This is a genomic window from Luteibacter sp. RCC_6_2 (assembly GCF_041360655.1).
In the GTDB taxonomy this organism is placed as follows: Bacteria; Pseudomonadota; Gammaproteobacteria; order Xanthomonadales; family Rhodanobacteraceae; genus Luteibacter.
Map to the genome: position 1 here is coordinate 126,600 of NZ_JBFUPQ010000011.1, position 23,486 is coordinate 150,085.

General features: G+C 68.5%; 11 protein-coding genes. All 11 read right to left on the bottom strand.

What is annotated here, in order from left to right; translation table 11 throughout:
• Positions 1-8 precede the first annotated feature (8 nt).
• The 11 genes from AB6730_RS13560 to AB6730_RS13610 are packed head-to-tail and all read right to left on the bottom strand — an operon-like array spanning position 9 to position 23,307.
• Positions 9-1,193 carry a hypothetical protein gene (locus AB6730_RS13560; RefSeq protein WP_371024127.1) on the bottom strand — a complete coding sequence of 395 codons (1,185 nt, stop codon included), beginning with the start codon at positions 1,191-1,193 and terminating at the stop codon, positions 9-11.
• Positions 1,190-2,356: a glycosyltransferase family 4 protein gene (locus tag AB6730_RS13565; protein WP_371024128.1), complete on the bottom strand. Its 1,167-nt coding sequence runs from the start codon at positions 2,354-2,356 to the stop codon at positions 1,190-1,192. Before AB6730_RS13565 ends, AB6730_RS13560 begins: the two co-directional genes overlap by 4 nt.
• A complete protein-coding gene (locus AB6730_RS13570) occupies positions 2,353-2,991 on the bottom strand; it encodes a polysaccharide deacetylase family protein (RefSeq protein WP_371024129.1) in 639 nt (212 codons plus the stop codon). The genes AB6730_RS13565 and AB6730_RS13570 overlap by 4 nt, the downstream gene beginning before the upstream one ends.
• A complete protein-coding gene (locus AB6730_RS13575) occupies positions 2,988-4,160 on the bottom strand; it encodes a glycosyltransferase family 4 protein (protein ID WP_371024130.1) in 1,173 nt (390 codons plus the stop codon). Before AB6730_RS13575 ends, AB6730_RS13570 begins: the two co-directional genes overlap by 4 nt.
• Positions 4,157-5,275 (bottom strand): glycosyltransferase, encoded by a 1,119-nt coding sequence (locus tag AB6730_RS13580; RefSeq protein ID WP_371024131.1) that lies wholly within the window; start codon positions 5,273-5,275, stop codon positions 4,157-4,159. The genes AB6730_RS13575 and AB6730_RS13580 overlap by 4 nt, the downstream gene beginning before the upstream one ends.
• On the bottom strand, positions 5,272-6,627 hold the full coding sequence (locus AB6730_RS13585) for a phenylacetate--CoA ligase family protein (protein WP_371024132.1): 1,356 nt from the start codon (positions 6,625-6,627) through the stop codon (positions 5,272-5,274). Before AB6730_RS13585 ends, AB6730_RS13580 begins: the two co-directional genes overlap by 4 nt.
• On the bottom strand, positions 6,624-7,886 hold the full coding sequence (locus AB6730_RS13590; RefSeq protein ID WP_371024133.1) for an O-antigen ligase family protein: 1,263 nt from the start codon (positions 7,884-7,886) through the stop codon (positions 6,624-6,626). The genes AB6730_RS13585 and AB6730_RS13590 overlap by 4 nt, the downstream gene beginning before the upstream one ends.
• Positions 7,874-8,971, bottom strand: coding sequence for a polysaccharide deacetylase family protein (locus AB6730_RS13595; protein ID WP_371024134.1), 1,098 nt, complete (start codon positions 8,969-8,971; stop codon positions 7,874-7,876). The genes AB6730_RS13590 and AB6730_RS13595 overlap by 13 nt, the downstream gene beginning before the upstream one ends.
• 5 nt (positions 8,972-8,976) lie before the next feature.
• On the bottom strand, positions 8,977-10,107 hold the full coding sequence (locus AB6730_RS13600) for a glycosyltransferase family 2 protein (RefSeq protein ID WP_371024135.1): 1,131 nt from the start codon (positions 10,105-10,107) through the stop codon (positions 8,977-8,979).
• 25 nt (positions 10,108-10,132) lie between these two features.
• Positions 10,133-16,516: an amino acid adenylation domain-containing protein gene (locus tag AB6730_RS13605; protein WP_371024136.1), complete on the bottom strand. Its 6,384-nt coding sequence runs from the start codon at positions 16,514-16,516 to the stop codon at positions 10,133-10,135.
• On the bottom strand, positions 16,513-23,307 hold the full coding sequence (locus AB6730_RS13610) for an amino acid adenylation domain-containing protein (RefSeq protein WP_371024137.1): 6,795 nt from the start codon (positions 23,305-23,307) through the stop codon (positions 16,513-16,515). Before AB6730_RS13610 ends, AB6730_RS13605 begins: the two co-directional genes overlap by 4 nt.
• Between the last annotated feature and the right edge of the window lie 179 nt (positions 23,308-23,486).

Genomic DNA, 23,486 nt, shown 5'->3' on the forward strand with positions numbered 1-23,486 from the left:
CCGCGATGCTAAAGGACCACGGCGGTGTTAGACAATTCCACCTCGATGCCGTGCGGCCTGGCCAGCTCGAAATCCCGGTATGCACCGGGGTCGCCGGTCATGCCGGCTTCGGCGGCTTTCGCGATGTTGTACATCTCGCGCGCCGTCACGTAGTGCAGTACGTGACGCTTGCCGTCGTTGTAGGCGGATTCGAGATAGGCGTGCATGTCGTCGACCGGCTTGCCCAGCAGGGTGTCCATGTCGCCTTCCTGCGTGCCGTGCGTGTGGATCTTGATGAAGACCCATTCCGGCCGTCCCTCGACATGGACACCGGTCCGGACCCACTGGTCCACGCGGGACGGCGTCGGCGGACAGCCGCGGCGGATATCCGAATTCTCGATGCGTGGAATGATCCCGAAGCGGCGGTTCTTCCAGTTGAGGCCGAGCACGCCCTGGATGATCAGGAGGTCGCCTGACGGCTTGCCACCCACCCGCATGGGAACCCCCGTGTCGTGCGACTTGCACTTATGCGGGTCGTCGGTGGCGTAGTAGATGGCGTTCGACATGCGCGTCTGCGTGTCGCTGGGCGCGGAGGGCAGGGTGAAGTCGGCATAGCAACCCAGCTCGCGCAGCAGGATCAGTTCGTTGTCGATGCCGCACCAGCGGCCGTCGGCGCGCGAGTTGTCCAGGCACCAGTTGCCATGGATGAAGGCGAAGCGAAGCTGGCCGGTGACCGGATCGCGTGGCAGCGCGCCGTGCTTCTCGTGCAGAAGGCGGTTGAAGCGATCCATGGTGGCGAGGAAGTTTTCCGGCGTGTCGTCGTCGTGGTGCAGGTGGATTTCGATTTCACCGTAGCCGTCGGCACAGAGCGCGGCGATCTTGTCCAGGTGCTCCTCGACGTATTCCTCTTCGGGGTAGAAGAAACTGTGCTGCGGCACGCGCCCGTCGGCGTCACGGTGGCGCGACGCCATGGCCCGGTATTCGTCGCACCAGCGGTCCACGCGGCGGCGCTGGGTATCCATGTCGACGCGGCCCCAGTTCGGCTCGAAATGGTCGACGAAGCAGAACAACACATGTACGGGGCCTTCGACCTTCGGCGGCGCGCGACGGGTGAGGTATCCCCACAGCCAGTACTGCATGTTGCGCGCGCGGATCGCCACGGTCACCGCGATGGCGGCGAGCAGGACGAAGGCGAGAAGAAGAATGGCGATCACGCGGGTGCTCCGGCCGGGACCAGGGTGAGCAGCTGCTCGGCATTGTTGCGCCATTGCCGCTCGCTGGCGATATAGGCTCGCGCGGCATGGCCGACACGCTTGCGCTCGTCGGCACGCTGGGCCAGTTCGAGAACGCGCTCGACGCACGCCGTCGCATCGCCGCGCGGGAACAACCAGCCGGTGTGGCCGTCGACGATCACTTCCGCCACCGGCGCATAGTCCGGCGCGACCACCGCCACCCCCATGCCCATGAACTCGAATAGCTTCATGGGGGAGCCATAGTGATTGGAATTCGGCAGCACGGCATAGTCCATGCAGGCGATCCAGCTCGCCACCTCTTCGTGCGGGACACGGCCGGGCAGGAGCACGCGGTCGGACAACCCGCGTGCCGCGATCAGTTCGCGCACCGCCGGCAAGGTCTTGCCGTCGCCGACGAAGACCAGGGCGAGATCGGGTACGCCGTCGAGTCGATTGGCGATGGCCTCGACGAAGCTGTCCATGCCGTGCCAGTGGGCGAACGCGCCGATGTGGCCGCAGACGGTGCGGCCGGTGAGCCCGCGCTCGGCACGCAGGCGCTCGCGGTCGAAACGGGCGGGATCGAAGCGGGGCAGGTCCACGGCGTTGGGCGACACGACGGACGGGGCGATATCGCCATACGCCTGGCCGGCGATATCGCGAAAGTAGCCGGAGATGAAGACGAGGCCGGTCGCGTTGCGCAGGCACCAGCCTTCGATCCGGCGGGCCAGCGCTTTCATCGTCAACGGGCGCACGCGATCGACCAGGGCGGAATCGTTGATCTCCAGTACCAGTGGAATACCGCGCTGGCGTGCCAGCCAGACGGTGGCGAAGAGGAACAGCGAGTAGCGCTCGTAGATCAGTTCGGGCGCCGCGCGGCGCCACGCCCAGCCCATGCGCAGGAGGGTGGCCGCGTTGTAGAGGAGTTCGAACGCTTCGAAGACGATCCCGGGAAGCCGTGTCACCAGGCCGGCGATCCTTCCGCGACCGGACGAGGTGGCGCCATCGGTTTCCTTTTCCGGGTCGGCACCGGGAAACGACATCACGTCCACGTGATGACCCAGTTCGCGCAACGCGCCCACGATGCCGCGGATATGCACGCCTTCGACATGACGGCCACGCGTGCGGTGATGGTAGAGGATCTTCACGATGCGGTTCCCGGCAGGGCGGCGAAGCGCATGCCTTCGCCGAGCCACTCCGGCAGGAGCACGTCCAGCGCCTGGGCCGCCTTGTCGCTGTCGTCGTGCATGAGCACGATATCGCCGGCGGCCGGTGGGTCGCCGCGCAGGCGCGCGATCAGTGCTTCCGTCGGCCGGTCCTGGTAATCGAGGCTGTCGTACGACCAGTAGACGAAGCTGCGCTTGTGCCGGACGAAGTGCGCGAGCAACGGCGCGCCCACGTAGCCATGGGGTGGGCGCATGCGGTGGTGCGGACGGTCGTCGAACAGGCGCAGCAGCGCATCGGTGCGATGCACCTCGTCGAGCTGTTTGGCCAGGGTCATGTTACGGAAGGACCAGTGGCTGTAGGAGTGGTTGCCGATCATGTGCCCTTCGTCGACGATCCGCTGGACGATGTCCGGATGCCGTTCGATCTTTTCACCGACGAGGAAGAAGCTGGCCTTCACGCCATGCTTCGCCAGGGTGTCGAGAAGCCGGGGCGTGTAGCCGGGTTCGGGACCGTCGTCGAAGCTGAGGTAGCGCAGCGCGGAATCCCGCGTGCGCGTCAGCACGAGATTCTCCGGCAGCAATCCGAGCAGGTCGTGCTTCTTGGGTTTCCAGTTCATGCGTTGGCGCCAAGGTGGGCCGGGGCTCCGGCGGCGACGCGGCCGAGCATGCGCTCGAGCCGGTCGATATTCTCGTCCCAGCGGAAAGTCGCGGCATGCGCGGCGATGGTGGCGGGATCGAAATGACGCTCGAACACCTCCACCAGCGCGGTTCCGAGTTCACGCGGCTGGTGTGGCGGCACGAGGATGCCCGCATGGTGGGGCACCACCTCGGGAATGCCGCCGACCGCGGTCGCGACGATCGGCGTGCCGCATGCCATCGCCTCCAGGATGACGTTGGGCACGCCTTCGTTGTGGCTGGGCAGGCAGAGCACGTTCGCCGCCTGGAACCAGTCCGCCAGCGCGGCATGATCCACCGCGCCCTCGAAATGCACGGCTGGCGCGCAGCACAGGGAGGCCGCGCGGTCCTCGAGGTTGGCGCGGCTGGCGCCTTCGCCCACGTAGACCAGGCGCGCGTCATGGTGCCGCTTCGCGAGGGCGGGAAATGCCTCGATCAGGTCGTGACAGCCCTTGGTCGCCTTGAGGTTGCCTACGTAGAGCACGATGGGAACCTCGGGCGGCAGGCCGAGGCGCTGCCGCGCGGCGGCCCTGTCGCCGCGATGGAAGATGCGCGTGTCGACGCCGTTGTAGATCGTTTCCACGCCTTCGGGCCGGGCACCGAGTTCGATGGCCTTGCGCGCGAGCGCCTTGCTCACCGCGATCACGGCGCCCGCGCCACGCAGGGCGGACCTGATCTGCGGCCGGCGCAGGCGCGAAGCGGCCTGTACGTTGAGGTCGCTGCCATGCACCTTGACCACGTAGGGGATGCCGAGCAGGCGCGCCACCCAGGCTCCGCCCGCCGCGTCCGGATACGCCCAGCTCGCCAGTATCACGTCGTAACGGGCGCGGCGCAGGTCGCGGCCGCGCTGCCACATCACGCAAGCGAAGAAGCAGAGCGCGTTGAGGAAACGGCCGACGCCGGGCGGATGGTAGAACGTGAAGTGGTCGCGCCGGATGCCGGGGACGTCCACCGTGCCCATCACCCCGCCCATGCGTTCGCGGAAATCGACGGCCGTGAGCACGTCCACGTCGTGGCGCTCGGCCAGGCGCTGGAATTGCTGTCGGTTGAACGTGCCACGGCGGGTATCCCATGGGGTGGGGAAGAGGTTGGTGAGCACCAGGATCTTCATGACGCATGCTCCATGTCGCCGAAGTAGAGCCGGCCATAGCGGGCGGCCATGGCTTCCATCGATCCATGCGCCTCCACCCACGCACGCGCCGCGAGGCCCAGCGTGGACGCACGCTGCGTCGCATGCAACAGGTCGAGGATGGCCGCGGCCAGCGCCGATGGATCGCAGGGCGGTACGAGGTGCCCGGTGGCGCCGTCGTGCACGATCTCCGCATTGCCACCCACGTCGGTCGCGACGATGGGCAAGCCCGCGGCGCAGGCTTCCAGCAAGGCCATCGAATAGCCTTCGGTCACCGAGGAAAGCGCGAACAGGTCGAAACCCTGGAGCAGGTCGCGCACATCGTCGCGATCGCCCAGGAAGTGCACGCAACCCGCCACGCCTTCGTCGAAGGCGGCGGCGCGCAAGGTCTCGCGCAACTCGCCATCGCCGACCAGTACCAGCGCGGTATCCGGCCGGGTATGGCGGACGATGCGGAAGGCGCGTATCAGGCTCATCTGGTCCTTGGCCCAGTTCAGCCGGCCCACGCTTCCGATGATCCGGGTGCCACGCGGTACCCGGATCAGCCGCGTGAGACGTTCATGCATGATGTCGGAAGCGATGTCGAAACCATCGAGCACGATGCCGTTCGGCACCACGCAGGTCTTCGCCGCCGGTGCGATGCCACGCCGTACCGCATCCGCGCGCGCGGCTTCGCAGACGGCGACGACGGCATCGGTGGCCTTGAGCGCGCGGCGGAAAAGCCATTCGCGGCGGCCGGGTTTCCTCTGCGCACCCATGCCGTGCCGGGTGTTCACCACCTGGCGGATACCCATACCCGCGCTGGCGAGCACCGCCTGGTAATGCGCCACGGCGTTGTGCGTGTGCAGCACCTCGGTGTAATGCGCGGCAAGCAGCTGGCGCGCGCGACCGAGGGCGCGCAGGTCGAAACCGGTGCGCTTGTGGCAGGCGGCGACGGGAATGCCCAGCGCGTCCAGTTCGCCCGCCAGCGAGCCGCGCTCGAACAGGCACACCACCTGCACCTTGTGGCCTTGCCGATGCTGTTCCTTGACCAGGTCCAGGACCATGCGTTCGAGGCCACCCCGGTTGAGGTTCTCGACGAAGTGGGTGATGTTCACGAGGCCAGCTCCGAAACGGTGACACGCAGCTTTCCACTGCGGGTCAGCGGGATGTCGTCGACGAAGTGGCAGTGCAGTTCGGCGCTGTCGCCCAGCACCTTGCCCACTTCGCGGCGAATGTAGTCGAGCGAGGCATCCTCGAATCCACGGCCACGCACGATCGACAGGTCGAGCCGGTCGAGCCGTCGCTGCACGAGCTGGAAGCGCGCGAGGCCCGGGACGTCCTTGAGCATGTGCGGGAAGAATTCGCCGGGAAGGATATGGCCGGCGGGGGTCCGGATCGCGTCGAGCTTGCGTCCGTCGACCGAGGCCAGCATGGGCAGGCCCCGGCCGCAGGCGCACGTGGATGCGGCATACGTGGCCATGTCGCCGTTGACGTAGCGGATGAATGGCATGCCGTAGTTGAACAGGTCGGTGACGGCGACTTCGCCACTTCCGTCGATGGCCGGCATGCCTTCGTGGTCGAGCGTCTCGACCACGAGATGGTCCGCGTTCACGTGCAGGCCCTGGCGATGTTCGCACTCGGAAGCTATCAGCATGAATTCACGGCAGCCGTAGGTGTTGTAGGCGGGGGCACCGAAAGCCTTTTCGATGAGTTCGCGCTGGAACGGATGCAGGGCTTCGGCGGCGCCGATGACGGAAGCCGGGCGGGCCACCTGGCGGTTGTTCGCCAGCAGCCATTCGGCCAGACGGACGAGCGGGCCGACATAGCCGACGACGACCTCCGGACGGTAGGCATCGATGGCATCGGCGTAGCTGGCCATGTTCGACTCGTTCATGTGGAAGCTGTCGAGCAGCTTGCGCGCGAACACGGCGTTGTAGACGCGGTCCTTCATGCGGTGCATCGCGCTGGGGTTGCCGACGGCGCCGCCCCAGAGGAACAGCGTGCGGCGACCCATCCGCGAGCCGGCCCAGCCGTAGCCGCGCCACATCACGGCCACGCGGCGGTCGTTGCTTTCGCGGGTGAAACCGAAGCGCAGTGGTTCGCCCGTGGAACCGCCCGTGGCCTTGTAGCCCAGCGACGCCTTCAGCGACGTGGCCTTGATCTCGTCGGCGTTGTCGCGGATGTCCGCCTTGGTCAACACGGGAAGTTTCGCGTAGTCGTCCATGTCGCGGATGTCCTGCGGCACGATGCCGAGCGCGTCCCAGCGACGCTTGTAGTACGGCACCTCGCGGTAGCACCAGTCGAGCAGGCGCTTCAGCCGCTGGAAGCGCAGGGCCAGCACTTCCTCGGGGGCCAGCCACTGGTCGCGCTCGTAGCGGCGCATGTGCGCGGGCGTGTCGCGTCGGCGCAGGCCGCCTTCGTAAGCGGGCCAGACGATGCGGCGCAAGGTGGTCTCGTAGAGGTTCATGTGGTTCGCAGGAGCACGGCGACGAGGACGAACAGGGCGAAGACGCTGCATGCCCCCGCGGGCAGCCAGCGCCAGCCTCCGTTGGAGAGCCGGAACATTGGCAGGGCCGGCCAGCGGCGGCGCGCGCCCACGTAGTAGCCGGCGACCATGGCGGCGATCAGGTAGAGCACCACCATGTAGCTGCGGCTGAGGAAGAAGGCCGCCGCGAACAGGCCACACAGGGAAAGCAGCAGGGTCAGCGCCATCTGCCGCTCCGCGACCCATTCGGCCTGGAGCGCGGGATCGGCGCCGGCCGGGCCATGGTGGCGGACGATCGTCAGCATCATCCAGAAGCCGTAACCGACGAAGGCGAGCCAGAGCACGAAGCCGATGAAGCCGGTTTCCGCCAGCACGAGCACGAACGAGTTGTGCGCGGTCAGGTCGTTGTACTCGGTGAAATTACCGGGGCCGACACCGAACGCGGGGTGCTCGCGGAACATCTCCAGGCCGGAGTACCAGGCGTCCACGCGGCCCGCGGCCGATTCCTCGCCGGCATCGAGTTCTTCCATCCGCGAGGAGAGCAGCTTCATCGCGGCAAGGCCGGCGACGCCGATCGCGCCCGCGACCAGGGCCCCCTTGCGGTACCAGACATAGCAACCGGCGACGACCAGCACCGCCAGCATGGCGCCACGCGAGTTGGTGAGATAGGTGCCGTAGAGCAGGAGCAGGGCCGCCACCAGCCACACCGGGCGCATCGCGCCGGTGCCGCGCCGGCCGAGGAACACCGCCATGGGCAGGGTCGCCGCGAACAGGAGGCCGAGATCGTTCGGATCGTTGAAGATGCCCACGTACTGGATGCGTCCGCCTTCGCTCAGCGGCGTGCCCGTCCAGCCCACGCCGGTGCTCACCTGCTCGACGCCGTGCAGCGCGAGCACCGTCGCGCAGGCCACGAACACGCCCATGGCGATGCGTACCCGTTTCTGGGTGCCGCACGCGGCGCCGAAGACGAAGAAGGCGATCACCACGGGGCCGAAGCGGGCCAGCTCGTCGAGCGCGCCGCCGGCCCAGCCGTTGCTCATCTGCGAGATCATCAGGATCAGCAGGAAAGCGGGCAGGATCACGAACTGCGGCGCTTCGAAGGTCTTCGAACGCGATGCCAGCCACATGGCGAAGGCCAGCAACAGCACCACGGGGAGGATGGGCGCGGTTTCCAGGCCGGGTACGTAGTCCTGGGGACGGATGATGGTGAGTACGACGTAGAGGAGGATCAGGGGGAACATGGTTGTTCCCTCGGTCCGGCCGCCTGGTGCGCGGGCGTGGGGTAGCTCATCAGCTGCGGCAAGGCGAGCATCGCGGCGAACCAGCCGGGGCCCATGTTGCTCTCCACCGGCAGCCGGTAGAGCGAGTAGCGGTTCTCGCTGGGCTCCGGGTTGGTACCGCAGACGTAGCTGCAGGCGAGTTGGAAGCCGGCGTGGCGGGTGGCCGAGATCACATCGTCGTTATAGGCGCGGTCGCCACCCACCGGATAGGACATCAGCACGGCGGGGTGGCGCAGTTCACGGTCCAGCGTGGTCTTGGATTCGCGGATCTCGCGTTCCATCTCGTCGCGCGGAAGGCGTGCGAGCATGCGGTGGTGCACGCCGTGCGATCCGAATTCGAACCCGGCCGCCTCCATCTCGCGTACCTGGTCCCAGGTCATGGGGCGGCAGTCGACGGGGCGTGCGGCCGCCGAGGGCATGTTCCATTCCACCTCCAGCCGCTCGATCATCGCGCTCTGCCCGAACGCGTCGAGCCATTTCATGCGCAGCAGCACGTTGCCGGCGATGCGGCGGCGCGCCGGCCGGTCCGGCGGCAGCGCGACGTCGATCGACAGTTCGGGAAGGACCATCCGCGCCGCCGCCGTGAGCAGGATCATGTGGACCAGCCAGTCGTACGCGTACGGCCGGCCCGTGTCGATGTGCCCGGTGGAGACGAAGAACGTCGCCGGCACGCCGACCTCGTCCAGGATCGGCGCGGCGATCCGGTAGTTGTCGTCGTAGCCGTCGTCGAAGGTCACCGCCACGGTGTCCGGCGGCAAGGCCTCGCCGGCGTCGAGGGCGGCCACGATGTCGGTCAGGCGCATCGGCCGGAAGTATTTCTTGATCCGCGACATCTGCTCGCGGAATTCGGCGGGCGGCGTGCTGATGAGTTCGAGGTCGAAGCCGAAGGTGTCCGGGTCCGGCAGCGGCATCACGCGGTGGTAGGCGAGGATGCGCAGGTCGCGTTGCCACCACGCGCGCACGCGTTGCAGCGAATGCAGCAGGCCGCTGGAATAGCACAACTCGCCGAGACGGCCACGAATACCGGGCGCTCCGCGCGGGGGCATGGGGGTCACCATAAGTGCAGCCTTCGATTGCGCGCGAAGGCCACGAGCGCCTGCGCCGCGAAGAGATTGAGGTAGAAGAAAGCGACCGCGATACGCAGGGGCAGCAGGCGTCCCAACGGCGGTTGCAGGCGTGCGAGCCCGACCAGCAGCAATCCTCCTATCAGTGCGCCGAAAGCCAGGGCGTACATGGGATGGCGGGTGAACAGCAGGCCGGTGCTGATCGTGAGGGCCAGGATCAGCCACGGCGCGAACAGGCGCAGGAGCTTATGGCTGACGAAGCGGAACCAGAGGGGGTTGCGCCACGGGGCGAGCAACCATGGCGCGAGCTGGATCAACTGGTAGTTTCCGGCGAGCGTGCGGATCTTGCGCCGCCGCTCTTCCTCGGGCAGCTGCGAGGGTTGGTCCCAGGCCATCGCCTTGGGCTCGAAGACCACGCGCTTGCCTTGCGCCGCCACGCGCATCGGCACGAGCACGTCGTCCAGCACGGTGCCCGCGGGCAGTGGCTGGAACAGCGAACGGCGTATCGCGTACAAGGCGCCACTGACGCCGATCGTCGAACCGGACAGGCTTTCCGCATGGCGGATGCCTTTCTCGTAACGCCAGTAGAAGTCGACGCCCTGGGCGAAGCCGCTGCGCACGTTCTCCATGTGCAGTTCACCGCCCACCGCGCCCACGGTGGGGTCGCCGAGGTTGGCGACGAGTTCCCTCAAGGCCACCGGGGAGAGCTTCTGGCGGACATCGGTGAAAAGCAGCACCTCGCCGCGCGTCAGTGCCACGGCGTCGTTGAGGCAAGCCGCCTTGCCGCGCCGGTTGGGAAAGTCCAGCACGGTCACCCGGGGATCGGTCGAGCGCCGTGCCGTGGTCACCGTCGTGTCGTGGCAGCCGTCGCAGGCGATGACGATGTCGATCAACTCGGCGGGGTAGTCCAGCTGTTTCAGGCTGGCCAGCTTCGCGCGGATGAAACGCTCGCCGTCGTGCACGGCCATCACGATGCTGACCGTGGGCAGGATCGCGCGCCGCGCCACCGGCAAGGGGCGCAGGCGAGCCTGCATCCACACCAGCAGCGGATAGCCGACGAAGACGTGTAGCAGCAGCGCCGCCGAACTCCAGCAGACGAACCATGCGATGTGTGTCATGTCGGCGTTCCCCCCGGGCGCCAGGTCAACCGCGCCCAAGAAGGCGACTGAGCAGGCCACGTTTCGTGGCGGACGCCGTGGCGGCCGGAATGGCGACCGCCAGTTCCGCGGCCAGCGTGCCGAGCGTGCCATTGGCGATGTCGAGCAGGTTGAGTTGCACCCCCGTGAGCTTCTGGACGCGGACGGCCATGTCCACCGCGAGCAGGGAATGCCCGCCCACGTCGAAGAAGTTGTCGCTGGTGCGTATGCGCGACATGCCGAGCAGTTCGGTCCATACCGACGCCAGCAGCCGCTCGCTTTCGCTGCGCGGTTCCGTGCTTTCCACCGACGCACCCGCACGGGGTTCCGCGGGAAGCGGCAAGGCCGCGACGTCCACTTCACCCGTCGCCAGCAGCGGCAGGGCATCGAGCACGACGAGGTGCGCGGGCATGGACCAGGCCGGCAGCGACGTGGCCAGCGCGGCGCGCAGGTTGTCGACGTCCGGCGGGTTGCCCGGCGCGCCGACCGCATAGGCATCGAGGCGGACGAGGCCGGCATGGTCCGTCCGTGGCACCGCCATGGCGCGCACGATGCCTGGCTGGGCGACGAGCAGGGCTTCGATCGCCGCCGGCTCCACGTCCAGCCCACGGCGGCGGATGCGCCGGTCGTCGCGCCCGATCACCTGCAACTGGCCGTCGGCCAGCCAGCGTCCGCGATAGCCGGTACGCAGCAGGCAGCCTTCTCCCGGTTGCCGTTCCGCGTTGGCGCGCTGGCCGAAAGGCATGGCGAGCGTACGCCCGGCGACACCGAGTTCACCGGTCGCGCCGATCGGGCAGGGCTCGCCGTCGTCGTCGAGTATCCAGATTTCCGCATGGGTGGCCGGACGGCCTTCGTGCAAGGCATCGGCGATGTGTTCGACACGGCCGCACGTCGCGACGGGAGCCGAAGCGGCATCGCCGAACAGGGTCCATAGCTCCGCCGTGGAGGCGGCGATGCGGACCGCCATGTCCGGCGTGGGCGTACCGCCGGCGACGACCGCGCGCAGGCGGCGATCGCCCGGCCAGTTCGTGTCGACGAGCGCGTGCCAGGTCTCGGGACTGGCGATGAAGGTATCGAGATCGCCAAGGTCGCCATGCGCGAGGGCGTGGGCGTCCACGATCCGCCAGGTGGCGCCATGGCCCAGCGCGAGCAGGGGTGCGATGACCGACATCGGATCGATGGGCAAGGCATCCCCGGAAACACGTTGCCCGGCGTCGAAGGCGAGTGCGTCGGCAAGCCCTTCCACGGCGGCTGCGACGGCCCGGTGCGAAAGCGCCGTGCCTCGCGCCTTGCCGTCGGGGCCCAGGGTGTGGAAGGCGATGGCCGCGCCATCGGCATCGGGACGCGTGGCGAAATCGCCGTCGCCGACGAGGGCGGCATCGAGTTCCGCATGGTCCGCGTCCAGCCAGAGGGCGCATGCGCGCGGCCAGTCCAATGTCGTTTCGAGCGCGGCGTCGCCGACCAGGACGGTCATCCGCGCATCGGCGAGTATGTCGCGCAGCCGTGCCGCGGGGTCGGCGCGGTCGAGCAGCAGGGCGGTGCTTCCGGTCCTGGCGATGGCCAGGAGGGCGGCGAGACGCTCGGTGCCGGGGTCGACGCAGAGGCCGACGACACTTCCGTTTTTCGCGCCGCGTTCGCGCAAGAGCACGGCCATGCGGTCGACACGACGCAGCAGCGACGCATAGGTCGTCTCGCGGTTTCCTTGCGCGATGGCGACGCCATCGGGCGAGATCGCGGCGCCCCTGGCAACCAGGGCGTAGAGGTCCGCGGGCAGGCGAGCTTCGGCACCGGCCGCATTCCAGTCACGCATGCGTTCGCGTTCGGCCGCCGTGGCCGCGGTGAGCGCGCCCACCGCGATCGCGGGATCGATGGCGACCTTGCGCATCATGCCGAGGTAACGCTCGCGCATCAGCCGCGCCGTATCCGCCTGCAGCAGGTCGGCGTTATAGGTGACGCCGCCGACCATGCCCGCATGTCCTTCGAGGAACCAGAGCCCGAGGTCTTCCGTGGCGCCGCTCTGGAACAGCAGGATCTGTTCATGGGCGAGGCCGCCCCAGTCCACCACGCGCTGGCGGGCATCCTGGAACGAGAACAGCGCCTGGTAGAGCGTGGCGCTCGCGCCGTGGCCGACCTTCAGTTCGCGCTGCAGGTATTCCAGCGGAACGTCGGGATGGCCGAAGGCCTCGATGGTGGTGCGTTTCACGTGGCGGACGAACTCCAGGAACGACAGCGCCGGGTCCACGCTCACGTGCAGCGGCAACAGGTTGTTGAAGTAGCCCATGACCGATTCCAGCTCGGTCTGGTTGCGCCCGCGCACCGGCGTGCCGACGACGAGGTCGTGCTGGCCGGCCGAACTGGAAAGCATCGCGAAGTACAGGGCGAGCAGGGTCATGTTGAGCGTGGCGTCCGCCTGGCGGGCCACCTCGTGCATCGCGTCGGTGTCCTCGCGCGACACACGTATCCATTCGGTCCGGCCGAGACCTGACATGCCGGGACGCCGCGGATGGTCGGTGGGCAGCGCGCGTATGTCGCCCATCTGCGCGAGGCGCTCGCGCCAATAGCCGAGCTGGGCCTGGAACGCGGGCGATTCGAGCCACTGCGCATGCCATTCGGCGAAATCGCCATAGGTCACGGGCAGAGGCGCCAATGGCGAAGGTTGTCCGGCGGCGAAGGCGCGATACAGCGCGGACAGCTCGTTATAGAGGATGTCGAACGACCAGCCGTCCCAGATGATGTGGTGCGGCATGAAGAAAAGCGCGTGCTCGTCATCGGCCAGGCGGAACATGCGCGCGCTGAACAGCGGCGCGGCGCCGAGATCGAACGGCGTATCGGTCAGTTCCTGCAGGCGCTGCATCAGGCGGGTCTCGCGCTCTTCCGGCGGCAGGTGGCTCAGGTCTTCCGCGGGGAAGAGGGGATACTCCAGCTGGGGCACCACGACCTGCGCGATGTCGTTGCCGCGGTCGTGGAAGGCGGTGCGCATGATCGGCTGCCGCTGGATCAGGGCCTGGAAGGCCATGTCGAAGGCGTGTTCGTCGAGCTGGCCACGCAGGCGGTGCGCGGACGGCGCGTTATAGGTGACGCGGCCGGGATGCATCCGTTCCAACGCCCACAACCGGCGTTGCATCAGCGACAGCGGGGCGTGGTCCTGCTCCGTGGCGGGGCGATGGTCGACGGGCGGGGTGGCCGGCGCGCTGCCACTGGCCACCTGCGCGCCGATGGCGGAGGCGAGCCGTTCGATCGTGGGCGCATCGAACAGCGTGCGGAACGACAAGGTGACGCCGAACTCGCGATTGAGGCGGGCGGTGAGCTGTGCGGCCAGCAACGAGTGACCGCCGAGGGCGAAGAAGTCGTCGCGGATGTCGAGATCGGGCAGGCAGAGCACGCTTTCCATCGCCGCGGCGACACGGCGCTCGTCCTCGTTGCGCGGCGCGATGCGCTCACCGGACGTGGAGACGGAATGGGCGATCGGCGGTGGCAGGGACTTGCGGTCTGTCTTGCCGTTGGGCAGCAACGGAATGGCGTCGAGCACCAGGATATGCTGCGGAACCATGTAGTCGGGCAGGCGTGCGCGCAGGCGTGCACGCAGGTCGTCCTCGTCGGGCGCGGCGGCGCCGTCGCGGCCGACGACGTAGGCGACCAGGCGAACATCCCCGGGACGATCCTCGCGCGCCATCACCACGGCGCGGGCGACATCCGGCGCATCCGCGAGCACGCTTTCGATTTCGCCCGGCTCGATGCGGTAGCCGCGCACCTTCACCTGGAAATCGAGGCGGCCCATGTGTTCGAGCAAGCCGTTGCTGAGCCAGCGGCCACGATCGCCGGTCTTGTACATGCGCGAATCGGGCGCTTCCGACCAGGGGTCGACGACGAACTTCTCGGCCGTGAGTTCGGGACGGTCGAGGTAACCGAGCGTGACGCCGGCACCACCGATGTGGATTTCGCCAGGCACGCCCAGCGGGCAGTGGTTGCCGCGTTCATCGAGGATGTGCACGGTGGTGTTGGCGATCGGACGGCCGATGTAGATGCCGCCGCGCGGATCGGACACGCGCCAGTAGGTCGAATACACCGTGGTCTCGGTGGGGCCATAACCGTTCCACACTTCGCCACAACGGTCGAGCAGGGCTTCCGCCAGGTCGACGGGCAGCGGCTCGCCGCCGGAGACCGCCCGGAAGGCGGGCCGGCCCTGCCAGCCCGCGTCCACGAGGAGGCGCCAGCCGGCCGGCGTGGCCTGCATCATGGTGGCGTCGCTTTCCTCGATCAGCCGGCGCAGCTGTCCGCCGTCGCGCACGTCGTCGCGGCCGGCGACGACGATCTCCGCGCCGCTGGTCAGCGGCAACATCAGTTCCATGAAGGCGATGTCGAACGACAGCGTGGTGACCGCGACCAGGCGGTCGTCCGGGGCGATGCCCGGCACCCGCTGCATGCTGGTGAGGAAGTTCGCCGCCGCCCGGTGCGGCACGCGCACCCCTTTGGGCCGGCCGGTGGAACCGGAGGTGAAGATCACATAGGCGACGGAGTCGGGCGTGGCCGCGCGGCGGTTGCGCTCGGGCCGTTCGAAGGATGCGTCGACCACGTCGGCACTGTTCAGCGCGATCACGCGCGCGGGATCGAAATCGAAGGCCAGCGGCGTATCGTCGTCCACCACCAGCGCGGCGAGCGACGCGTCCTCGGCCATGAAGGCGAGGCGGTCGGCGGGGAAGGTCGGGTCGAGCGGGACGTAGCCGGCGCCGGATTTCAGTACGCCGAGCACGGCCGCGACCATGTCCAGGCCGCGTGCCAGCGACAGGCCGACCAGGGCGCCGTGGCCGATGCCACGTGCGCGCAACGCGTTGCCGATGCGGTTGGCGCGCGATTCCAGCGCGGCATAGCTGAGCGAGCGGTCGGCGTGACGGACGGCGGCGCGCTCGGGCGCGCGGTCCACCTGTTGTTCGAAGAATTCGTGGGCGAGGCGGAGTTCCGGGAACGGGGTGGGCGCGGGTTGCAGCGCGGCCAGCTCACGGTAGACGGCGTCGGAAACCACGGGCAGCGCGATGGCGGTTTCGCTCGGGTCCAGCGCGGCGTGGCGCAGCAGCATCGCGTACGCGTCGAGCCAGCCCTGCACCGTGGCACCTTCGAAGAGGTCGGCGTTGTACTGGCATTCGAGGCGAAGTCCGCCGTCCACCTGCACCGCGTTGATGAAGATCTCGAAGTTCTCGTACTCACGCGGCACCGCTTCCACATGGAAGCGAAGGCCCGGGAAACGCACCGTGGTCTCGTCCAGTTGCGCGTCGAGGTTGAACAGCACCGCCACCAGTGGCAGGCGCGAGGGGTCGCGGGACAGCGAGAGCCGGGCGAGCAGGCTGCCCAGGGTGTAGCGCTGGTGGTCGAAGGCGTCGAGCAGGTCGTTGCGCACGCCGCCCAGCACGGTGGCGAAGCTCGCTTCGTCGTCGATGCGCGCACGCAGGGGCAACACGTTCACGCAATGGCCGACCAGCGTCTGCTGGCCTTCGGCCGCCTGGCCGGCCGTGGGGATGCCGATCACCACGTCGTCCTGCCCCGCCAACCGGCGGAGCAGGACGGCGAACGCGGCGAGCAGGGTCGCGTAGAAACTGGCGCCGTGGGCCGCGCCCAGGCGCTTGATCGCGGCGACTTCCGTCGGGTCCAGCATGCGGTCTTCGCGCCGTGAGGTGAACGTCCGCCGGCGGGGGCGGGAGCGGTCCGTTGGGAGGTCCAGCACGGGGACCGGGCCGGCGAACCGGTCGAGCCAGTACTGTTCGTCCTCCCGGGCCGTCTCGCTGCCGGCGTGCGCAGCCTCGTCCAACGCGAAGTTCGAGAACGCGCCCGCGGGTGCCGGGCCGGGGCCCTGGCCTGTCCGCTGCGCGTAAAGGGCGGCGAGATCGCTCACGATCACGCCGAACGACCAGCCATCGCAAACGATGTGATGCGCTGCGATGGTCAGCAGGTGCCGGTCGGCGCCGAGGCGGAACAGTTCCGCGCGGACCAGGGGGCCGTTCTCGAGGTCGAACGGCGTGGTGACGATGCGCGAGAACGCGGCCACGATCCGTGCATCGCTCTCGAACGGAGCCAGCAGGGAAAGATCATGGAAAGCGATCGGCAACGTGGCATGGCCGGCGACGAAGAGGCCTTCGCCATCGCCGCTGAACGTCGCGCGCAGGGCTTCGTGGCGATCGACGATCGCCTGCAATGCCCCTTCGAGAGCCGGCACGTCGAGCAAGCCCTTGAGGTCGAGCGAAACCGCTTCGTTATAAGCCAGCGAGGCTTCCGGCTCCAGCCGGGATGCCAGCCACACCTCGCGCTGCGGTGCCGTCGTCGGGACGAGCCGCGTGAGCGGCGCGCCTGCGAACGGATCGTAGTCGACCGCCGTGGCGGCGGCCAGCTCATTGTGCGTCATGCGGTCACCCTCAGGTACTTGCCCGGCGCATCCGGGTTGGGAACGAACCACGCGGGGCGTCCTTCGGGGTCCTTGCCGAGCCGCGCGCCGGGTACGGGCGGATGCTCGGCATCGAAGGTGGCCGTCTCGCGGCGGCGCGGCAGGAATTCCGCTTCCTGCATTTCAAGGATCGATTCGCGGAAGGCGCTGGCGATCGCGGCGAAATCCGTCTCGTCGTGCGCCGTGGTGAAGAAGCAGGGGAAGTTGTCGAGGATATGGATGCCGCGGCTGCGCATCATCGCGAAGAGCAGGTCTTGCAGCGGATGGTCCTCGGTGAAGATGGTCTTCCACACCGACGAGAAGTGGACGATGCTGACCGGCGCGCCGACGCTCGCGCAGAAGGCGTTCAGTTCGTCGGCCATGGCCGTGACTTTCGCGTTGAGCGTGGCCTGCAAATCCGGGCCCTGCTGTTTCAGGTGCGTGAGCACCGCGTGCGCCGCGGCCAGGGCCAGCGGATGGCGAACGAAGGTGCCGGCGAAATAGGTGACGCCGACGGTGGGCGTGGAGTCGTCGCCGAACTGCCAGTGGCCACCATCGAGCGCGTCCATGAAGCGGCGCTTGCCGGCGATGACGCCGATGGGGAAGCCACCGCCGACCACCTTGCCGTACGAGGCCATGTCGGCGTCGATGCCGAGCATCGCCTGCGCGCCGCGCGGATGCGAGCGGAAGCCGGTGACCACTTCATCGAAGATCAGCAAGGAGCCCGCTTCCTCGGTGATCGCGCGCAGTTCCTGGAGGAATTCCACCGGCTGGAAATCGGGACGCCGGCTCTGCACGGGCTCGACCAGCACGGCGGCGATGGACGATGCGCGCTCGCGGATGATCGCAAGTGACTCGGGCGTGCCGTAATCCAGCACCAGCACGTTTTCCGCCGTGTTGCGCAGGATGCCCGGCGCGGCGGGCACGGACTTGAGCTTCCTGGTGCCGCGGACGATCACCTCGTCGAAGATGCCGTGGTAGGACCCGGTGAAGATCACCAGGGTGTCGCGGCCGGTGACGGTCCGCGCCACGCGCACGCAGCCCATCACCGCTTCCGAACCGGTGTTGCACAGTGCCGCGCGGTCGAAGCCGGTCAGTTCGCACACCTGCTTCGCGACCACGCCGGCCAACGGATGCTGCGGGCCGATCTCGTAGCCCGCCTCCAGTTGCTTGCGCACCGTGTCGAGCACGAAGTCGGGCTGCCAGCCGAACAGGTTCATGCCGAAGCCATTCAGCGCGTCGACGTACATGTTGCCGTCGAGGTCCCAGACCTTGGAGCCCTTGGAACGCTCGATCACGATCTGGTAGACGATTTCCTTGAGCAAGGGGCGGAACCCGTTCACCACGCGCGGATCGGCGAGGTGCGGGCGATGTTCTTCCGTATAAGCCTTGGAAGCCTTGCTGCGCTCGATGTAGCGGCGCATGAAGGCGTCGAGGCGGGCACGCTGCCTCGCGGAGAGGCTGGTGTTCGTGGAATGGATCCGGGCGATCGCGCCGAAGGCTTTCTTCACGTCGTAGGTGGTGTGCGCGAGCGCCGCTTCCTCGTCGTTGGCCGCAGCGCCCTGGCCCTGCGCCGAAGCCGCGCCCTGTGTGGAACCAGTGCTCTGTGCGAGGGCCGTGCTCTGTGTGGGAGCCGCTTCAGCGGCGATGGCCGCGGGAGCGGCCGCAAGGTTGTCGCGAGCACCCATCGCCGCTGAAGCGGCTCCCACACCAGGCGCGGCTCCCTGCGATTCGGCTCCTGCGGAAGCGGTGGCTCCCGCCAGCAACGCCAGCTGTTCCCGCATGATCTGCATCTGCTGCGCGATCACGTCCTGGACCAACCCGCCACCGGAGGCCATTGCCACCGGCGCCACCGCCGCGGCCGGCACGGCGACAGCCGCGGCCACGGGCGCCACCGGCTGGGCTTCAGCCGGCAACAGGCGATCGATATGCGCCGCGAGCCGTTCGAACGAGGAACAGCCGTCCATCAGTTCGCGGAAGGTGATCTTCAAGGCGTAGGTCTTCTGCAACTGCAGCGCCACCTGGGTCAGCGACAGCGAATCGAGTCCCAGTTCGACGAAGGTCGCCGCCGGGTCCACGCCTTCGAGCTCGGTGCCCGAGACATCCTCGAACAAGGCGGCGAGTTCGCCGACGAGACGTTGCGGACGAGCGGTGGTGGCGGGTGCGGAAGGCGTCGGCATGGGGAGAAGCTCCGGTACGGCGGCAGTGTCGGTGACGGGCGGCGCGACGGGCGCCACCGCTGCGATGGGTGTGACGGACGCGGGAAGGCGCGCGTCGATCCAGTGCCGCTTGCGTTCGAAGGGATAGGTGGGCAGCCGCATGCGGCGGCGGTTTTCGCGATGGTCGAAGGCGGAGGTGTCGATGGCGGCGCCAGCCGACCACAACGCGCCGGCGGCGCCCAGCCACGCGGTCCGCTCGTCGGCGGGGCCGTCGCCGAGCGAGGCGACGATGGTGCGGCCGCGGCTTTGCGCGTGCTGCCGGGCAAGCAGCGCGAGGCTGGGACGCGGGCCGACTTCCAGGAAGGCATGCGTGCCGTCTTCCAGTACGTGCGACAACGCGGGCGAGAAGCGCACCGTGTGGCGCATGTGCCGCGCCCAGTAATCGGGCGAGGTGGCTTCGGCATCGGTCAGGGGCAGGCCGGTCAGCGTCGAGACGATGCGCATGCGTGGCGTGGCCAGCGGCACGGCGGCGACCTCGGCACGGAACGCGTCGAGTACGGGGTCCATCATCGCCGAGTGGAAGGCATGCGAGGTGTGCAGCAGGCGGCACGCGACGCCTTCGGCTTCGAGCGTGGCGCGGAAGGCTTCGATGGCGTCGGTATCGCCGGAGACGACGCTCGCGTTCGGCGCGTTTTCGGCGGCGAGCGAAAGAGCGTCCGGAAGCCGGGCACGAAGCTCGGCGGCTCCCAGACGAACGGAAAGCATGGAACCGCCGGGCAACGCCTGCATCATGCGGCCGCGGCGTGCGACGAGCCGGGCCGCGTCAGCCAGCGGCATGACACCGGCCAGCGCGGCGGCGGCGAACTCGCCGACGCTATGGCCGATCATCGCGACGGGTTCCACGCCGAGACTCATCCAAAGGCGGGCCAGCGCGTATTCCAGTGCGAAGGTCGCCGGCTGGGTCAGTGCGGTCGCCTTGAGCGCGTCGGCGTCGCCGGCGAACATCCGGTCACGCAGGTCGAAGCCGAGTTCCTCGCGCAGCGCGCCCGCCACTTCGTCGAGCGCGGCGCGGAACACCGGCTCGGTGGCATGCAGTTCGCGACCCATGCCGGCGTATTGCGAGCCCTGGCCGGGGAAGAGGAAGACCATGCCCGGCGATGGATTCGCGCAGGCACGGCACATCGCCGCGGCCGCGACGTCGCGCAGCTTCGCCACCGCGTCGTTGGTGGAGAGGGCGACGACATGGGTGCGCTGCACGAAGGCCTTGCGGCCGCAGGCGAGGGTCCAGGCCGCGTCGGCGAGATTGCCGTCGGGATGTGCCGCGAGATGGTCGGCGAGACGGGCGGCGGCCTGGCCGAGCGCCGTCGGCGTGCGCGCGGACAGCAGCAGCAATTGCGCGCCGCTGGCCGCGTCGGACGGAGCGCGTTCCGGCGCTTCCTCGAGAACCAGGTGGGCATTCGTGCCACCGACGCCGAACGAACTCACGCCTGCGCGCAAGGGGCCACCGGCGGTCTGCCACGGACGCAGCGTGTCGTTCACCACGAAAGGAGAGTCGGCCAGGTTGAGGCGCGGATTGGCGGCCTTGTAATGCAGGGACGGCGGCAGGCGGCGTTCGTGCAGGGCGAGCGAGGTCTTGATGACGCTCGCCGCGCCGGCCGCCATCACCATGTGGCCGACGTTGCTCTTCAACGACCCCAGTGCGCAGAAGCCCTTGTCCGTGGTGCCCTGGCGGAACGCCTGGGTCAGTCCTTCGAGCTCGATCGGGTCGCCCAGCGGCGTGGCCGTGCCGTGCGCCTCGACATAGGAAATGTCGCGCGGCGAGACGCCGGCATCGTCGAGGGCCATCGTGATCACGGCGGCCTGTCCGGAGGCGTTCGGCGCGGTGAAGCTCGCCTTCACCCCGCCGTCGTTGTTGACGGCCGCGCCACGGATCACGGCATAAACGGGATCGCCGTCGCGCAAGGCGTCGGACAGGCGCTTGAGCAGGACGACGGCGGCACCGTCGCTGAACACCGTGCCCTGCGCATCGGCATCGAACGCACGCGTATGCCCGTCGGGCGAGAGCATCGAGCCTTCCTGCGCGACGTAGCCACTGTTCGGCGGACACGCGATCGACGAACCACCCGCGAGCGCCATGCCGCAACGTCCCGCGCGCAAGGCGTCGAAGGCCTGCGCGATGGCGACCAGCGAGGTGGAGCAGGCGGTGTTCAGGCTGATCGCCGGTCCGGTCAGGTTGAGCTTGTGCGCCACGCGCGTGGCGAGGTAATCCTTCTCGTTGCCGAGCATCACCTGGAAGGCGCCGAGCTTGTCGATCAGGTCGGGCCGACCACTGATATGCCGCTGGTAGTACGTCGCGTTGTGCATGCCGCCGAACACGCCCACGGGCACCTGCTGCGCGTCGGGCACATATCCGCCGCGCTCCAGGCATTCCCAGCAGAGCTCCAGGAACAGGCGCTGCTGGGGATCGGTCAGTTCGGCCTCGCGTGGGGACATGCCGAAGAAGCCAGCGTCGAACTGCTCCACGCCGTCGACAACGCCGCGCGCGGCGACATAGGCCGGATCGTCGCGGTCCGCCGTGCTCACGGCGGGATCGAGTTCGCCCGGCGCGAAGAAACGGATCGATTCACGGCCGGCGCAGAGGTTGTCCCAGAATGTCTCGACGTCCGGCGCACCGGGAAAACGTCCCGCCATGGCGATGATCGCCACCGCTTCCCCCACCGCCGGCGCACCACCCGCGAGGCGTCCTGCCAACGCTTGCCGGGTGGCGCGCCCCTCGATCGTGGCCGCCACGGCGGCCGGGGTCGGTTCGGCGAAGAAGCCGACCAGGGTTGGGGTCGGCGACAGTTCTTCATGCACGCGAGTCATGGCACGCGTCGCGAGAAGGGAGCTGCCGCCGAGGTCGAAAAAGTTGTCGTCGCGGCCGACTGCGTCCAGGCCGAGGGTCTGGGCGAAGATGGCGCAGAGCCGGGTTTCGATATCGCCACGCGGCGCGACGAAGGGCGCCGCCAGTTCGGGACGATCTCCACCCGGGATGGGAAGGGCGCGTCGATCCAGCTTGCCGTTGTCGTTGACCGGCAGCGCGTCGAGGCGCATCCAGGCGACGGGCAGCATGTATTCGGGAAGCGTGCGGGCCAACGCGTCACGCAGGTCGCGCGCGCTCACGCCGTCGTCGCCGACGTAATAGGCGACCAGGCGCTTCTCGCCCGGAACATCCTCGCGTGCGACGACGGTGGCGGCGGTGACGCCAGGAAGCGCGCGCAACGCGATGTCGATCTCGCCGGTCTCGATGCGATAGCCGCGGATCTTCACCTGCCCGTCGGCACGCCCGACGAAGGCGAGGTTGCCGTCAGGCAGCCAGTGCACGAGGTCGCCGGTACGGTAAAGCGTGCCACCCGCGGCGAAGCGCTCCGCCGTGAGTTCGGGCCGGTTGAGATAGCCGCGGGCCACGCCGCTGCCACCGATGTAGAGTTCGCCGGTTTCACCGGCGGCGACCTCGTTGCCCGCATCGTCGAGCACATGCAACGAGGTTTCGCCGATGGGCTTGCCGATGGGGATGGCCCGGAGGTCGTCGGGCAGTTCACGCGGAATGGGGTAGGTGGTCGCGAAGGTGGTGCACTCGGTCGGACCGTAGCCATTGATCAGCGTGGTGGCGGGCAGCGCGGCATAGGCCTTGCGCACGTGGGGCACCGACAGCGCCTCGCCACCCGTCAGCACCACGCGCAGTCCCGCCAGGTTGGAAGCGTCGTCGTCCACGATGGCGTTGAACAGCGCGGCGGTGAGCCAGGCGATCTCCGCACCATGCAGGGCGACGGTGCGCGCGATGCCACAACCCGTGGGCACGCGCTCGGCGTAGACCACGCACGTGCCGCCGTTGAGCAGCGGGGCGAAGATCTCGAAAGTGGAGGCATCGAAGCCCAGCGGTGCCGCATGCAGCACCTTCGGCGCATCGAAGTCGACGTAGTCGGAGCGCAGGACGAGACGCAGGATCGACGTGTGCCGGATCTCGACGCCCTTCGGTGTCCCCGTGGACCCGGAGGTATACATGGCATACGCGAGATCGTCGCCCGACCCCGCATGTGGGACCGGCCCCGCATGTGGGAGCCGCTTCAGCGGCGAAGGGTGCTTGCCGGAGTCTTGCCCGCTGCGCGGGATCGCCGACAAGGTCGGCTCCCACGAGGGGGTGGACCAACTGGCGGTTTGGGTCTCGAGGGAAGCGACCGTGAAGAGCGGGATTTCGTCGGAAACGAAGTCCAGCGTTTCGTCCGCGACGATGGCCGCGACGTCCGCGTCGCGCAGCGCGAAGGCCACGCGCTCGGTGGGCCAGCGCGTGTCGATGGGCAGATAGGCGGCGCCGGCCTTCAGCACGCCGAACAGGGCGATGATCGCCTCGACCGAACGTTCCATCAGCAAGGCAACGTAGCTGCCGGGTTCCACGCCCGCCGCCACCAAGCCGGCCGCCACGCGGTCGCTGCACGCATCCAGTTCGGCGTAGGTGAGGCTGGACGCATCCGATACCACGGCGGTCCGCTCCGGGTACGCTTTCGCCATCATGGCGAAGCGGCCGTGGACGGTGCCGGTGTCGTGCCCGGCGGTGGAAGGTGTCTGGTTCATCATGCGGCCTCGTACCCGTTGGGAGAACGCGAAGGCATAGGCCGAACGGTCGAGGTGGCCATGGCGCGGCCGGACGAGGCGCGTTGCGCTTCACGTCCACTTGCCCGCTTGCCCCTGCCGTCCTTCGACGATCTCGCCGTGCCTTCGGCTTTCATGCGATCCCCCGTCACGCGTGGCGGGCC